8 protein-coding genes are annotated in these 15,229 nt (G+C 46.5%); 1 reads left to right on the top strand and 7 read right to left on the bottom strand.

What is annotated here, in order from left to right; genetic code table 11:
- Positions 1-26 precede the first annotated feature (26 nt).
- Positions 27-3,104: a chondroitinase family polysaccharide lyase gene (locus tag BT_RS16830; RefSeq protein ID WP_008767535.1), complete on the top strand. Its 3,078-nt coding sequence runs from the start codon at positions 27-29 to the stop codon at positions 3,102-3,104.
- Between the two features lie 794 nt (positions 3,105-3,898).
- On the opposite strand, the gene BT_RS16835 is transcribed toward BT_RS16830, so the two are convergent.
- From BT_RS16835 to BT_RS16865, 7 genes are all read right to left on the bottom strand, one after another.
- A complete protein-coding gene (locus tag BT_RS16835; protein WP_011108770.1) occupies positions 3,899-5,128 on the bottom strand; it encodes a DcaP family trimeric outer membrane transporter in 1,230 nt (409 codons plus the stop codon).
- An 86-nt stretch (positions 5,129-5,214) separates the two neighbouring features.
- Positions 5,215-6,159, bottom strand: a complete 945-nt coding sequence (locus tag BT_RS16840) for a tRNA-dihydrouridine synthase family protein (protein ID WP_008767537.1) — start codon at positions 6,157-6,159, stop codon at positions 5,215-5,217.
- Positions 6,160-6,186: 27 nt separating this feature from the next.
- Complete coding sequence (locus tag BT_RS16845; protein WP_008767538.1) at positions 6,187-7,644, bottom strand: ATP-binding protein; 1,458 nt, start codon at positions 7,642-7,644, stop codon at positions 6,187-6,189.
- A 180-nt stretch (positions 7,645-7,824) separates the two neighbouring features.
- The gene (locus tag BT_RS16850; protein WP_008767539.1) at positions 7,825-10,431 is read right to left on the bottom strand and encodes a DUF4955 domain-containing protein; all 2,607 of its coding nucleotides are present in this window, start codon (positions 10,429-10,431) and stop codon (positions 7,825-7,827) included.
- A gap of 13 nt (positions 10,432-10,444) precedes the next feature.
- Complete coding sequence (locus BT_RS16855) at positions 10,445-12,382, bottom strand: PL29 family lyase N-terminal domain-containing protein (RefSeq protein ID WP_011108771.1); 1,938 nt, start codon at positions 12,380-12,382, stop codon at positions 10,445-10,447.
- 38 nt (positions 12,383-12,420) lie between these two features.
- Positions 12,421-13,464: a DUF5017 domain-containing protein gene (locus BT_RS16860; RefSeq protein ID WP_011108772.1), complete on the bottom strand. Its 1,044-nt coding sequence runs from the start codon at positions 13,462-13,464 to the stop codon at positions 12,421-12,423.
- Between the two features lie 33 nt (positions 13,465-13,497).
- The gene (locus BT_RS16865) at positions 13,498-15,216 is read right to left on the bottom strand and encodes a RagB/SusD family nutrient uptake outer membrane protein (RefSeq protein ID WP_011108773.1); all 1,719 of its coding nucleotides are present in this window, start codon (positions 15,214-15,216) and stop codon (positions 13,498-13,500) included.
- Positions 15,217-15,229: the final 13 nt, after the last annotated feature.

Here is a 15,229-nt window from a genome sequence, read left to right on the forward strand (position 1 = left end):
CCATCGGACCTAAAACGATATATTCTATGATAAAGCAATCTTTTACTCTGTCAGTGACAATGCTGATATTGTCTTTTCTCTGTCCGGCATTCCTCAATGCGCAGATAGTTACGGACGAGCGGATGTTCTCTTTTGAAGAACCGCAGTTACCTGCCTGTATAACCGGTGTTCAGTCTCAGTTGGGCATATCCGGTGCACATTATAAAGACGGGAAACATTCGTTGGAATGGACCTTCGAACCGAACGGGAAACTGGAACTCCGGAAAGACCTGAAGTTTGAAAAGAAGGACCCGACAGGGAAAGACCTGTATCTTTCCGCTTTCATCGTATGGATATACAATGAGCAGCCTCAGGACGCTGCTATCGAGTTTGAATTTCTGAAAGACGGCCGTAAGTGCGCTTCTTTCCCTTTCGGCATCAATTTCAAAGGCTGGCGTGCGGCATGGGTCTGCTATGAACGCGATATGCAAGGCACGCCGGAAGAGGGAATGAACGAGCTCCGCATCGTGGCTCCCAATGCAAAAGGACGCCTTTTCATCGATCATCTGATCACTGCGACGAAGGTAGACGCCCGTCAGCAGACAGCCGATCTGCAAGTCCCCTTTGTCAATGCCGGCACTACCAATCACTGGCTGGTACTCTACAAACACTCCCTCCTGAAACCGGACATCGAACTGACTCCCGTAAGCGACAGGCAGCGGCAGGAAATGAAACTGCTGGAAAAGCGTTTTCGTGACATGATCTATACCAAAGGGAAGGTGACGGAGAAAGAAGCCGAAACCATCCGTAAGAAATACGACCTCTATCAGATAACCTATAAGGACGGGCAAGTGTCCGGAGTGCCCATTTTCATGGTGCGCGCTTCCGAAGCCTACGAACGGATGATTCCGGACTGGGACAAGGATATGCTGACCAAGATGGGGATAGAGATGCGTGCCTATTTTGACTTGATGAAACGGATTGCCGTAGCTTACAATAACAGTGAGGCAGGATCACCGGTCCGCGAGGAAATGAAACGGAAATTCCTTGCGATGTACGACCATATCACCGATCAGGGAGTGGCTTATGGTAGTTGCTGGGGCAATATTCATCATTACGGATATAGCGTGCGCGGACTTTATCCGGCTTATTTCCTGATGAAAGATGTATTGCGGGAAGAAGGAAAACTGCTTGAAGCGGAGCGTACGTTGCGTTGGTATGCTATCACCAACGAGGTATATCCCAAACCGGAAGGCAACGGCATCGATATGGATTCTTTCAATACACAAACCACCGGGCGTATCGCAAGCATTCTGATGATGGAAGACACGCCGGAGAAGCTGCAATACTTGAAATCCTTCTCCCGATGGATTGACTACGGCTGCCGTCCTGCACCGGGACTGGCCGGTTCTTTCAAAGTGGACGGAGGAGCTTTCCATCACCGTAATAACTACCCTGCCTATGCCGTTGGAGGACTGGACGGGGCAACGAATATGATTTATCTTTTCAGTCGGACAAGCCTTGCCGTTTCCGAATTGGCACACCGGACGGTCAAAGATGTCCTGCTTGCCATGCGTTTCTACTGCAATAAACTGAACTTTCCCTTGTCTATGTCCGGGCGCCATCCCGATGGACAGGGGAAATTAGTTCCCATGCACTATGCGATGATGGCAATTGCCGGAACTCCCGATGGAAAGGGCGATTTTGATAAAGAGATGGCATCCGCCTACCTGCGTCTCGTATCTTCCGATTCCTCTTCTGCGGAACAGGCACCGGAATATATGCCGAAAGTTTCGAACGCTCAGGAGCGTAAGATTGCCAAACGACTGGTGGAAAACGGTTTTCGTGCCGAATCCGATCCGCAGGGTAATCTCTCACTAGGCTATGGCTGTGTATCTGTGCAACGGCGTGAAAACTGGTCGGCTGTGGCACGCGGACATTCACGCTACCTTTGGGCAGCCGAACATTATCTGGGACACAACCTCTATGGACGTTATCTGGCACATGGAAGTCTCCAGATACTGACAGCACCTCCGGGACAGACAGTGACTCCCGCCACCAGCGGATGGCAGCAGGAAGGTTTCGACTGGAACCGCATTCCGGGAGTGACTTCCATCCATCTCCCGCTGGACCTGCTCAAAGCCAACGTGCTGAATGTAGATACATTCTCCGGAATGGAAGAGATGCTTTATTCGGATGAAGCCTTTGCCGGCGGCCTGTCACAAGGAAAGATGAATGGCAACTTCGGAATGAAACTGCACGAACACGATAAGTATAACGGAACGCATCGTGCGCGAAAATCCTACCATTTCATCGATGGAATGATCGTTTGTCTAGGCTCGGATATCGAGAATACAAACACGGATTATCCAACGGAGACGACCATCTTCCAACTGGCGGTGACAGATAAAGCGGCACATGACTATTGGAAGAATAATGCGGGTGAAGGAAAAGTATGGATGGATCATCTGGGCACCGGATATTATGTGCCGGTTCCTGCAAGATTCGAGAAAAACTTTCCGCAATACTCCCGTATGCAGGATACAGGCAAAGAAACGAAAGGAGACTGGGTATCATTGATTATCGACCATGGGAAAGCACCGAAAGCGGGAAGCTACGAATATGCCATTCTGCCGGGAACCGACCGGAAGACGATGACTGCCTTTGCAAAGAAACCTGCCTACAGCGTATTACAGCAAGACCGGAATGCACATATCCTTGAATCGCCTTCGGACAGGATAACTTCTTATGTGCTTTTTGAAACTCCCCAGTCACTGCTTCCCGGTGGATTGTTGCAGCGTACGGATACGTCCTGCTTAGTGATGGTCCGTAAGGAATCTGCTGATAAAGTATTATTGACTGTAGCTCAACCGGATCTGGCATTGTATCGTGGTCCGAGTGATGAAGCTTTCGATAAAGACGGAAAACGTATGGAACGCAGCATCTATTCCCGCCCGTGGATTGACAATGAAAGCGGTGAGATTCCTGTGACGGTGACTCTGAAAGGCAGGTGGAAGGTAGCGGAGACTCCTTTCTGCAAAGTGGTATCCGAGGATAAAAAACAAACGGTACTCCGCTTCCTCTGTAAGGATGGAGCCAGCTATGAGGTAGAACTGGAGAAATAATCTTTTGTTCTGTGGTATGCTATCTGAATAATCAGATCCCCCCAGAGCATTTACGGCCAAAGGAATCTGCTGTAATAGCAGCAATGAAAGCTGAGGAGCCTACATATCGCTTAGGTTCTCCACAGTGATTTGATAGCCGTTTTGCTCTCATGCTCTAACAAAAGTCTGTATCCCTTTATTCATCGTGGTTTTCGGTTTGGTAGCAACTGTGGTGGCAGGTATGAGGGCAAACGGTTGCTCTCACTCTGTCTCATCCTGATCTGTCTCATTTCTACAATGTTATCTTTTGACTTACAGGATGTTAATAGCTGATTTCTCAACTGTTAACGTTTGATCTCTCAGCCATTAATAATTGAGAAATCAGCTATTAATGACTGAGAGATCATCCATTATTGACTAATAAATGATTTAATGCTTCCTAAAAGAACAGATTAATTGAAACAACTGATACGGTTGAGTTCATCGGATCGGGCGGTCAAATCATCCTAATCGAGTATTTCTCCTGATTGTTTCAAGCGTCTGAAACTTTTTGAAACAAATTGCGACTGACAAATAAGTCAATAGTATCATTAATTCCCCTCCCTTCGGGAAGGAGGGGTGGCTGAAAGCCGGGGTGGTAGGTAAAATAAGGTTGTCTCTAATTGATTATGAATGAAAGAATCGTGTATTCACCTACCACCTCCCCCTGCGGGTACTCCTCCTTCCCGAAGGAGGAGATTTAAGATACCACCGACTTTTTAGTCGGCCTTAAAATGATGTAGGAACTTAAATTCTGTTGAATGACCTTCTGCAAATTAGAACATGAACATAGCGACTGCTACAATACGGTTGTTGCTGACGGAGTGGGTGTCTATGATTTTACCATCCGATTTGTCCAGCTTGCCGTACCATGCCGAACTCAATGTATATTCAACTCCGAACTTCCAGTGAGGAACGTTGTAGGTAAGTTCAGCTCCGGCAGTTACCAGTTTATCGAGGTTGGTTCCTGTTCCATAGAGTTTTTCAGAGACTAATTCGTCGCTTGTTCCTAAGTTTTTGGCGTATCCTACAAAGATTCCCGGTTTCCATTTCTGTCCGTAGACCACATTCAGCCAGGAACTGGAGAAGCGTATCGGAGTGTATTCCTGCTCTTTTGTCTTGTTGTCTATGTGCTTAATTCCAAATCCTCCCAAACCGGATGCTTGTGTCAGGTTGGAACCTAATACGCTCTTGGCGCCGATGAACCAATTTTTATTGGTATATTTTACATGAGCCTCATAAGAGAGGGTAGTGATACGTTCGTCTACTTTGTACGTATGTGGGATTGATATAGTACTATTGGTGGTCGGATCAAACGTCTTTTCTTCCCATGAAGATTGAGTACGTGGCTTTAATGAAATCATTTCGATGCCGGCACCCGCCAGAAATCCTCCGTTTTTGTAATCTGCTCCGACATAAATCTCAGGGATATTGCTCTTCTTTATGTATTCCTGACTTTTACCGGCAGGTCCTTGTGACAGATACTGAGACTGCCATACCAACGCTCCGGTCAACTGAAGGTGTTTATTGTTGAAGCGATAACGAATCTGCGGTGCACGGCTGAACGGCTGGAACGGTGCTCCTACGGAAAGATTAAGAATCTGAGGAGAAACATCACCGAACAACGGATGCCATGTCTGACCTACCAGTACAGCCGACTTTCCCCAGTCCAGGTTAAAGTATGCATGGCGCAGACGAATGGTGGAGTAAGAAGTTCCCGACCCGCGGAAGTCCACTTCCACTTTGGCGGATGTCTTGGCTGTTCCCAACTTCGGGCCTGCCACATCCAGTCCCAAACGGGAGTATAATGTATAGAAATTACTGTTCGATGTAGCGTTCAGGTCTTCACCATTGCCGTCGAGCACTTCATCTTTGGGATACATGTAGAACAATCCGTCTACAGTTTCCTCGTTGGCACGGCTGTTATAGTAGAAGTCCGTGCGAATCTGTCCGTAGAATTTGAATTTAAAATCCTTTAATTGTGCGAAACTACTTGATAGTGTCATCAAGCAGAGAGATAATAGAATGTATTTTTCATAATGTGCTTGTTAATAAACGGGCGCAAAATTACATAAAATAACTGATTCTCAATCTACCGTTGATTAAAAAAGGCACTGACAGCCTGATAATATTTGCTGATATTCGTACTTTTATGAATCGCTTTCAGTACTTTTCTGTCGGTTTGGGGCGCCAGGTATTCCCAAAAGGTCTTCATTTTAGTCAGTAGCTGTCCCTCTCCTCCTTCCAATAGTACGTCGTAATTGTTGTACACGCTTTTGTGCATGGATTTCAGTCTATCCCTCATTTCATCGGGCGCGAGCGTACGGTTTTCTTTGTATTCCAGTGCTAAAGCCGGATTTGCCAGTAGTCCGCGTCCTATCATGATTCCCGCCAGTGAGGGGAATTGTGTGCTGATGCGTTGAATATCTTCCAAATTATGAATGTCTCCATTGTAAACAAGCGGAAGCTGACAGACCTCCCGGAAAGCTGAGAATCCTTGCAAGTCAACTTCTCCTTTGTAACCTTGTTTGCCCAGACGGGGGTGCATGGTGATCTGGCGCAGAGGCAGGTCATTCAGTATGGGAGCGAGTGCCAGGCATTCATCCGGCTGTTCCCATCCCAGTCTCATTTTGACGGAGAAGCTGATCTGCGGATATCGGGTGACAATGCTGAGCAATGCTTTCACCTCTTCGGGATAAGGAAGTATGCCGGAGCCGTTATGACGTTTCGCCAGAAGCGGGAACGGACAGCCTAGGTTTATATCCACTTCCTGATATCCTTTTTCGATGAAAAGGGATAAAATCACTTCTGCTTTCTCTGCCGATGAGGCTATCAACTGAGGAATCAGGTGGGGCACCCCATTGTTCTCAGGTTCGATTCCCCGGACATCTCTGCGCCGGAAGTTCCCTTTTTCCAATCGTACGAACGGAGTATAATAGGTGTCTACACCGCCGAAGAAGGCGTCATGTGCATTGCGGTAAATTGCTTCGGTGTAACCTTGCAGCGGAGCAAAATGGATGGGTAGTGTATCTTGCATATCTTTTAATTTGCTATTCGTTATTCGTTATCTTTTCTCTAATAAAGCTTTTCCTTTTTCTGTCAGCCGATACTTCTGTTTCGGGCTTTTAGGCTGGTCAGGGAAAATTGGCTCTATAACTCCTGTTTCAACAGCAGGCTTTAAGTATTCTTTTGAAAAATAGCTACGGTTTTTCAATTCTAAAAGCTCCATCATTTCCTTAACGGAATAGGTGTTATATTCCATTATATTCAATAGGGACTGAACTTGTATGGTACTTATGTGGTGCTTATGTGGTACTTGCATGGTGCTTGTGTGGTTATTTGTCCCGTATCGGAAAACAAGTATTACAAAACCATTGGCCAACTTAAATTCCGGTTCCGGTAAATTGGCTTTTCGACATTCTTCTGTCATTAAGCTGATACCACGTCCCCAGTTTTCCAATAACTTGCGCTTATAGAGGACATTGGCAATTAAAGGATTCCGAGGTTCTGAACAATGTTCGGATTTCATCCTTTCCATATCCCAGCCATGAGGGAATGTTCCAGGATTTTCAATTTCCACACGGTCATCATAAATAGCTATTCCTACAGAGCCGCCTGGAGTCCGGAATTGTCTATGGCAAAGTGAATTGATAATCCCTTCTCGTATAGCTTTATAAGGAATCGTCAAATGTTCTTCCCGCTCCAAAGCTTCGGTTGTGCCTGACAAAGAAAGGTGCTTGAATATAAAGGTCATTGCTGAATCAAGCAATTGGAACAGATTACCTTGTACGCGCTGATTATCCATAAAGACCATTTTATCTGTTCCTTTGAAACGCGCCAGCCTTAAAAGACATTGCGGATATTCTATCAGTTCCCTGTTGGCAAACAGTACAGCGGCAGCATTGTTTAATACGCCATTCACCAGTAACCCAAATTTTTCTAAAATAATGGAGAGGTTGTTTCCTGTATTCTCTGGCAAACGACCACATTCTATTCCGAGTCTGACCGTTTTCAGAATTTCATTTTCATCCATATCCTGCAAAGAGAGTTTAGGGTTTTCAAACAGTTCCCAACGATATTTTGCCTCGTCGCGAATTATCAGCAATTGATTATACACTGCTTGTGGCATGGCGGATGTTACACTTTCTACACGATAATAAGGACGACTTTTATAGCAAAATGGGCGGTTGTCTCTTGAATTTTCAACATGGAGTGCTATTATTTTCTTACTACTGTCTGGAAGGGGAATATAAAAGACGTGTACGTTTGCTGTTGGCTCTAATCTGTTGATAGCCTCCGCAATGCTCCTTTTGGTTACATCGGCAACCTCTTGCCCGATTATCTTGCCTTTGTCTGTAATGCCGAATAAGACCGTTCCGCCTTCTCCGTTAAGAAAAGCACAAAGCGTTTCCATGCCACGTTCCAATTGTCCGGTGGTTTCTTTAAATTCCACTTGTTCATTTTCAGTTTGGGCTATGAGTTCCTTTATATCTTCTATATCTTCAGGGTGGTCTGCTTTCATACTGCGTATATTATTGATTTACAAAAGTACTTAAAAAACTTCTTATTTCCTGTAGATATACGGAAAAGTAAAAGAGAGGAACCTCCCGGCCCCTCTCTTTTGGGTGTTAAATTGATTAAAGTCTGATTTTCATATACGTTTTTAACTGAAGGTTAGAAAAATCGTGCGGGTGATTGGTTGTTATTTAAGTGCGTTGAGCCATCCGGGTACATAGCCCAGACGTTCCCGCAATTGTGCCTCGTACAAAGATTCGGGGGATACCTTCATACCGGTACTTTCTTCATATGTGACTTGTTGCTGCTCTTTACCGGAGAATTTCACGTTCATACCATGTGTACCGACTACGATAGGCGGGAAAATCTTCCACCATGTATCGCTGTCGCTCCACCATGCGAAGTTAGAAGCGTGAGAATCCGTTCCGGTCACATTCAGATTCCACAGGGTGAGGTCGCCCAGGTGATTGGGGACTTCATTTTCGTCGCCTCCTGCGCGGTAGTATACAAGTCCGCCGCTGCAATTGTCTATCAGCGTGGCACGGGGCTGTGTGGCGTGGGATTCGAAACAGGCGTCATTGCCCCAGGTTACGTTCCATAATACGGTTCCTACACTTGGCTTCGATACGCCGCAACCGTGGAACTGCCCTTGGCAACTCTTGCCGTATACGTCATTTCCTGCACTTTCATCGCGGACTTTGCCGATAAAGACGCGTGAAGAACCTTGCGAACGTACGGCTGAATGTCCGCGTTTTCCACTGATACGGATATCGTATGCCGAGCTGTTGGCAGATTCGGCAAAAGTAAGCGCTTCGCTGACACTCTCGAAGTGGACGTTGCGTACCCATGAATTGACTACACGTTGCAGCAGCAGCGGTTTATAGGCTCCGTCGTATTGCCAGCCTACTTTAGCCTGTTCGGCGTGTCCTTCTCCGTGATGGGCGTAGCCGTCCAATGCGTTTCCTACGAAGCTCAGGTCTTCCACACCGACATTCTCCAGATATTTGTACGTACGGATTTCCCACCCTTCCGTATCGTTATATTTGATGTCGATGTCGTGCATGATCGGTTCGTAGAAAGTGATCTTGCCGTTTGAGGCGGATTTCACCTGATGAAACTCGGTGATTTTGACGCCATACAGGTCGTCGGAGCTTTGGTTGATGGAGATAGGGGCTTTCGCTATCGCCCAGTTCTCGTTGAGGGCAATCGGACCGATCTCTTTCTTTACCAGTTCCCTGTCTCCGCTGCGCAAGCGCAACTGTACCCACTGTCCGGAGGAGATTCCGGTGGTTCCGCTGACTTTCACGGTAAAGTCTCCGCGCTTGGCATTCTCGGTAACGGAAGCAAGCTTGGGGGAGTTACCGGCATTGTTCGGACCGTTGGTGTGCTTGATTGCCAACAGTATAGGTGATGAACTGAGGTTGCTGATACTTGTCGGCAGATTAGGCGTTTCCATGATCAGACGGGTCTTGTCGGGACCGTCGCCTTTGATCACAAAGTTACCGCCATAGATTTCAATGCCACTGCTGACATTGTTGTTTTTCGAATCAACGGCATCCTTCTGCTTGCTTTCGTCGCGGGTGTTATCGTCGTCGTTGTGAAGAATGTAGTCGCCTGCGGGGAAATAGATTACAATCTTCGCGTTGGCGTTCAGCTTGTTGGTTCCGTTTACTCTTGTCATGCCTTTCTCTTGCAGGATGCTGATCAGCGCTTCACGGGCGGTCATGTTCTTGGCGGTCATGCGCTCTTTTACGTTGATCACTTGGTATCCTAAAGAAAATGCGCCTTGCGGCGCACTTTCTCCATGATTATATCCGGCATACGAATAGTCGGGTAGCACATTGTCCTCTCCCTGCCTGAAGCGTTGCCAAGCTAAAGCCGAGTTGGCATCTATCTCCGTGGTCAGCAGTTTTACCGGAAGTTTCACTACCCGGCAGTAACCTTCTTTCGAGAATATCTTGATGTAAATCTGTTCTTCGTATTCTTTCCCTTGCACGTTTGTTTTGGGGGCGGTGACGATCAGTTTGTTTTCCGTCAGTTTCACGCCCCATGTCTGGTTTTCGATGGTGGCTGTTTCCACGTTGGCTTGTTCTACAAGGAATTCCTGCTTTTGTCCCAGACCGAAAGTGGCTGTGCCTTCATACTTGATTGTCAGGTAGAAGTCTTTTCCGTAGATGGGGACTTTTACTTGGCTGTTGTCGGCACGGATGGTAAAGGTGATCTGTCCGGTCGCTTCGTCGATGGTTACGTTGCTGAACAGGGAACTTGCGTTGGCAACGGCTTGCGTTCCGTCGGCAATCTGGTTGTTGCCCAATTTGTTCCAGGTGCTTCCGTTGTCGATAGAGATCAGCCAGAAACCGTTTGCATCTACCTTCAGTTTCGGGGTGACGCCTGCTGTTCCCGCTTCGGGGATGGCGCTTACCGGTTTGTCGTTAACGAGCAGTTCGGTGGTCATGTCGTTGATGGTATATGCCCAGTGACCTGACGCGTTGACGCTGAACAAAGGCATATCGTTCATGTCTACTTTGCCGCTGTATATGGTTACAGTTTCGCCGTTACTCAGTTCGATGGTATAGTTATCCTGTTCATCCTTGCTATATCCCACCACCAGAATCTTACCTTCAACCATCTGCTGATAGTTGCTGATGTCCGAGTTCATCTGTTCTATGCTCGCTTCCAGATTGGCTACCCGTTCTTTCAGGTTGTCAATGTCGGAGCGCAGATCATCCCGTTCGTCGCACGAGTAAAGTGCGACGAGGAGGGTGATACATATGATTGATATTACTTTTTTCATACGTTAGTCGGTATTAGTTGGTTGCACCGTATTCGGCATATTCTGCATTCGGAACGAAGATACCGTTGGCGAGGTCGAAGGTGCCGCCGTCGAACGGATTGGATGTTAATGCTTTCAGTTCTTCTGCTCCTTCAAACGGTAGTTTACCTCCATAGAACATTTGCCAATTATAAGTCATAGTTTTGTAAAGGAGGTTATCTGCGCAAATATCTCCTGTTGGGGATGTTATCTGAGGACGAATGATGACTACATTACCTGTTCCGTCTGTATTTGTCCAGAAGATATTATTTTTAATAGAGGTTTTCGCCAGATTGCCTATGTTTACGTAGCCACCGGTATTTGTTTCCAAGTTTATAAATGTATTGTTTTCTATGGTCAGACTGGCTATACCTGAAGCTGAACCATTGAATAAAACCAATTGATTTACTTTACCTGACGGACAATAGAATGTGTTGTTTCTAAAGATGACATTGCCATAATCCTGATTCTTATTACTGCTGGTATTGATAATAAACTGTTGTGTAACAGCTGTTATCTTGATGGTACTATTTTCCATGCTGAAATTGGCAATGCTCCTTTTGTCGTTAGTAATGGCACTTACAGGTTTGCCATTAAGTACAATCTGACATTGATCAAAAGCTACATTAGCAAATGACTCGTCTGCATAAACAGTAAACAGATAATTAGTGAATCCCTCGGCTGCTTTAAATACAATGTTTTTACACAAGAAATGTCCAGTCTCGGTATTTTGTCTGAGTCTGATATAATTTCCTGTAATTGCCACTGTACTGATGTTTTGTGAATCATCTCCGATGAAAAGCAAATTAGCAGCATTAACGGTACTGTTATAGTTGACAGTGACCCCTCCTTTGATAAAATAGATGCCTGGAGTAGTGATTGTCTGATCAGAATCAATGTATGTTGCATTCTCGAATTTAGTGTTATTTACTTCAATTCCATTTACCGTAAATGTGGCTCCGCTATTATATAAAGCATAGTAGCTGTCAACTACTTGAATTGCCTTCACCTGAATCTTGGCAACCGCCCAACTGGCACCCTTATTAACCTGCACTGTTACGTCGGAACCGTTATCCGCCGTTGCACGTGTACTCATTGCGTTTGCCGGAGCTGTAATGCTCAATGTAGCTACATTGGTCATTTCATCCGCTTCGCTCACAGTAGCCACCCATCCGGCAGGAGCAGTAACGATAATGTTTTCACCTTTTACTTTTACAGTCGTAGTGGCAGTCTTGCCATAGCCTATTTCCCAGTATCCGTTCTTCATTCCGGTTTCCGGTTCGGTGATTTCGCAAAGCAAGTCTTTTACGATAGGGATAGAGATGGCTTCCGTCTGTCCTTTCAGTTTGACAACGAAGAATTCCCCGGTTGAATCTACGTATACTTCCTCAAAGAAAGAGTCTGCACTGCTTCCTCCGGAACCATCGCTGACTGCGGATACCTTTTGACCGTCTGTGTCGAGTACGTCTTCCCAGCTGGTTCCGTTATCATAACTTACCTGCCAGAAACTTCCCTCGTCCGTAATCCGGAACTTGGGAGCTATACCATCCTTACCGGGAGTGCCCACAGCCTGAACAGGTATGCCATTCTGCATCAATACCTCACCGTTCACTACCCATTGACCCTCGTCATTGACAGTAATCTCAGGATAAGCAACTTCTCCCTTCGAGCCTTGTGTCAGTGAGATGGTTTCTCCGTTACTCAGTTTCAGTTTATATGTACCGTCTGTATTCGTCACTTCTGTGATAGTCTGACCACCTTCAAGCAGTCGCTTGATAGCTGTCATGTTATCGTTCAATAGACTGACTTGTGCTTCCAAAGACTCTACGCGGTCTTTCAGATTGTCAACATCGTCTCTCAAGTCGTCTGTATCGCACGCTGCCAATGCAAACAGCGCAAATGCGGTTAACATGATTGATTTAAAGTAATTCATAGATATAATGTATTAGTTATTATTCTATTCGTTTATTGTTATTCCACTACGTTTACCACCATGTGGTAAGTAGTCGTGGAGGAATGATCGATATTGGCATTACGAGCGAGGAATGTCACGTTGTAGATACCAATTTGATTGTAGGTATATGTGTACTTATCCAGACGCTGGGTAATATCCTTTACTTTCGTTCCCTGATCGGGGCTGCAAGAGTTAACGGTAATCAGATCGGAAACCAGCCAGCTGTATTTCAGCGGATCGTTGGCATTGGTACTATGGATGAAGAAGGAGCCGCCGCCTACACCTGTCAGGTTCCAGATACCGGATACGTTATTGGTAACTGTCCCGTATTCACGGTCTTTGGTCATGCTGGTCTGATCCTTCAGATTCCATTTGTTCTTCATATTGATCGGAGTAAAGCCGAAAGAACCGGCAGAATATTCTGCTTCCTGTCCGCTCGTCATCACATTATTGATGCGCATCCGCTCAAAGTACATCTTGGATTGTGCCACTGTATTGTCAATGCCACGGTAGCAGATAGCGATTGCAATCCGTTTGCCCATGTATTCTTTCATATCAAAACTGTATGGAGTGGCAAGATCGGCATTGCCTACCGCCGCTGTCGGGAATGCGGACTGCGGAACCAGTTCTTTCCATTTACCGTCTTTCTCAAATTGCTCTACAAGCAAAGAGTCAGCTTCGAAATTATCCTTGTATAATCCGGTGAATTCGTCGGAGATATATACGTGTTTCTCCAATGTCGTGCTCGGGTTACCGTACTGGAACCAGATAGAGAAGTTCAGCATAGACGACTTGATCTGTGAAGGATCAATCGTTTCGCGTTCGCGATATTCGTATTTGCTGCCCGCTTCTCCACTGAAGAATGTCAGGAAGTCCGGATCGCCCGAAAGGATGAACTCTATCGGAGTACCTTTTTTGGCAGTAATGATCTGTCCGTCGAAGCTTACATTCTCGTTGGTCGCTACTTTTACGTGCAGACCTACCGCTTCGTCCAGCCCGTCGCTGCAAGCCCCGAAGAAGAGGCTTGCTATACAGATGGCTATGAGTTTATATGTTTTCATAATCTATGATGCTTTTATCGATGAATATTGTGATTACCAACCCGGGTTGTTCTGTGTGATATCTTTGTTTACACTCATTTCCGCATCCGGAATCGGGAAGTAGTTGTATGTGCTGGAGATGTTGAAGTAGGTATATACGTTGGTAGGTCCCTGCGTCCAGTTGTTGCCGGATTGTGCTTCGGTTACCAATGCTCTCATATTCTTCACATACTCACCCCAGCGGATCAGGTCGAAACGACGGGTGTATTCGAAACAAAGTTCCATAGCACGTTCGTCTTTCACGGTCTGGCGGAATTCTTCCTGCGTCATGTCGGGAAGCTCGTTCAATCCGGCACGTTCTCTTACTTCCTTCATACATTGGTAAGCCAGAGTGGTAGGACCGTTATTCGCTTCGTTTTCCGCTTCTGCGATCATCAGCAGTACGTCAGCATAGCGCAGGATCGGGAAGTTGATAGACGTATAGTTCTTGTCTTTCTTATCCGCTTCGTATTCACGGCGGTATTTGCCGCACATACGGCTGAAGTTCTTGGTGGCTGTGGTCTTTTCTGTGTCATCTGCGTACTGGTAAGTTCCGCGTTGCTGACCGTATTGAGACATTACTTCAGCAAGTTTGCCCTGCTCAAATTCACGGTGGGTAACGCCTGTATTCTTGCCTCCGGCTTCTTTGTATTCAAACGGAGCGATACTCCAGTTGAAACGTTTGGTATCACCGTTGTTCACATAAAGGTTGTACAGTTTCGGAGTGCTGTAGATAAAGGCATAGCCATATCCGGGGTCTTTGGCTCCCGTCACATCGCTTTTGGAGGACAGATCCGGACCGGCGAGTCCGATGATGTTACCGATACGGCCTTCGGCTTGTGTATCCGAAGTGTTGTTGCCGGCAAATTCGGCTTCCCAGATGCTTTCGTTGGCAGTGGTGTTATACTTGTCGGAACACATATCGATGAAAGGGTCCCAGTAGTTGGCAGCCAGTTTGTGACCGGCAGTCATTACTTTCTGGGCATAGAAGCTGGCTCTTTCGAAATAGTCTTTCTTTTCGGCCTGTGTGGCATTGCGACCTTCACGGTAATGCTCGCCTGCACGGAACAGATATACACGTGCCAGTATGCCCCATGCGGTAGACTGGGAGATACGTCCCGGCTTGTAAGCAAGATCGGAGGCCGATTTCAGACCAGTCTCGGCGGCATCTGCCATTTCGGAGATGATGAAGTCATAGATTTCCTGCTTGTCCGTACGCGGGATATTCAGGTTGGTAACGCTTTGGGTTGAAACTGTTTTGAAAGGAACATCTCCCCAGCACTCTACCAGATTGAAATAATAGAATGCACGCAGGAAGCGGGCTTCGGCGATGTACTGTTCTTTGACGCCTGCATCGAAACCGTTTACTTTGTCGATGTTTTCGAGGAACATATTGGCACGGTTGATGCCTGAATAGAGGGCATACCAGAAGGCAGTCACGGCGTTGTCACTGGTGGTGGCGTTGTTGCAGATCAGTCCGGTAGATGCGGGACCGCGTCCGCTGCCTCCGTAGTGGGATAAGTCGTCACCGGCTACGAGGTACATATAGTCACCGCCGTAGAAAGTAGGTTGCGACAGTATGGCGTAGATGCCTGTCAGGAAGGAGTTGGCTTCAGCGGGGGTGTTGAAGTAGTTCTCCGGCGTCAGTTTGGTAGGTTCTTTGTCCAGAAAGTCACAGGATACCATGCTGAAACCTGCCAATAGAGCTATGATTGTTATTTTTAATGCTTTCATAATCGAATTCTTT

It is taken from the genome of Bacteroides thetaiotaomicron VPI-5482 (assembly GCF_000011065.1).
Lineage (GTDB): Bacteria > Bacteroidota > Bacteroidia > Bacteroidales > Bacteroidaceae > Bacteroides > Bacteroides thetaiotaomicron.